This is a genomic window from Lentibacillus populi (genome assembly GCA_014642895.1).
In the GTDB taxonomy this organism is placed as follows: domain Bacteria; phylum Bacillota; class Bacilli; order Bacillales; family Amphibacillaceae; genus Lentibacillus_C; species Lentibacillus_C populi.
Map to the genome: position 1 here is coordinate 1 of BMJD01000102.1, position 1,632 is coordinate 1,632.

Annotated in this window: 1 protein-coding gene; it reads left to right on the forward strand. The window is 35.6% G+C overall.

Annotated elements, in window-relative coordinates; genetic code table 11:
- The first annotated feature begins 211 nt into the window (after positions 1-211).
- Positions 212-1,474 carry a transposase gene (locus IEX12_RS23025; RefSeq protein WP_159457745.1) on the forward strand — a complete coding sequence of 421 codons (1,263 nt, stop codon included), beginning with the start codon at positions 212-214 and terminating at the stop codon, positions 1,472-1,474.
- Positions 1,475-1,632 lie beyond the last annotated feature (158 nt).

Below are 1,632 nucleotides of genomic sequence, written 5' to 3' on the forward strand. Positions count from 1 at the left end.
TTTAAGTTTACCTAAAAATAATGATTGACTTCCAACAAAAAATAGGCATCGAAAAGTTCTAGTGATAAATGAACTTTTTGATGCCTATTTTAACGTTTTTTGCTTAAAATGTACGTCATTTATTGAAAAAGAAAAATAAAAAGCCTCCCTAAATGTGTTAAAATTTTATTGGGTTAAAACAAAATATATGAACACAAAAAGGAGACTCTTTATGTCTAATCATAACACATTTAACCAATCAATTTATACCACAAAACGTTCCATTTTTCATTTTGCGTCCAAATTAACCCAAGGGCTGCAAAAACCCAACAAAAACTTTATCCTGGACATGTTATTTGGACTAGCAAAAGGCAGATCTGTTTTGCTTACTAAAATTGCACGCGCTCTGGAAGAACCCATTGAAGCGATACAAACCGTCAAGCGACTGTCCAATCGCATGGACGAATTTCACGAAACATCCGAGCTGTTGGAGAACTATGAGGAAATGGTAAAACCTTTTCTACAAGAGGAAGATAATCTGGTTTTAGTCGATAATTCCGAGATTGTGAAATCTACTGCCAGTAAAATGGAAGCACTTGGACAAGTGAGAGATGGTTCAACAGGAAAGATAGGCAATGGATATTGGACAACCAACATGATTGCCGTGGCTCCGAAAACAAAGCACCCGATTTCAATTTATTCCCATCTGTACTCCGCCGCCGAAAAGGGATTTGTCAGCGAAAATGAAGAAACATACAAGGGCTTGGATTACGTGAATCAACTTGTAGAGGCAAAGAAGGCAACCTTTGTGATGGATCGTGGGTATGACAATATAGAAGTCATGAAAAAGATCCTCAAGCAGAAAAATAACTTTATCATTCGTTTGAAGAAAAATCGGAATTTATTGTACCAGAATAAAAAATTCCCTGTACACAACTTAGCGATCAGAAGGAAAGGGAAAATCAATTTTCGTTCTGAAATAAAGGGAACCGTATATGATTTGAAAGTCTCTCATCTTACTGTGGAAATTCCTTCGCTAAAGGGTCAAAAATTCACTATGGTTGTGGTGTATGGATACGGAAAAGAGCCGATGGTGCTGCTTACAAATAAACGGGTTCAAAAAAAGGAAGAGGTCCTGTCTATTTTGAAAGCTTATATTACTAGATGGCGTATCGAAGAAATGTTTCGCGTTCAAAAGCAGGAATTTGACTTAGAAAATGTTCGGGTTCGTACATTGCCAAGACTGAAAAGAATGTTTTTACTCGTTTCCATTATGATAACGTTTATGACGCTGAAAGTAGAAAAGCAGAATGGATTTTTCCATGACGTGATTGAACGGGCAAAAGGGATTAAAGCAAAGGATAAAATTAAGATGTTTCTATATCGTTTTTCAGCGGGGATGGAAGCCATATTGATAAAAGACAAACATGGCATTCGGCATTTTAAATACATAGAGAAACCAGTAAGTTCACGGCAGCTAACATTACAACTCTGAATTTATTAATTGAATAGTAAGAAAAAACATACTGATAAGTATGTCTATTTGTGCTGGTTAAAAATTTGCTTCCTTCAATAAAAACGAAAAAAAACCTTCTAAAGGACTCTTAAGGTGAAATAATTCCGTTTTATGCGGCGAAAAAAGGTAAACTTAAA

What these genes read in the sequence shown, in the direction of transcription:
- IEX12_RS23025 (WP_159457745.1), top strand. Translation starts at nt 212, where the DNA reads ATGTCTAATCATAACACATTTAACCAATCAATTTATACCACAAAACGT.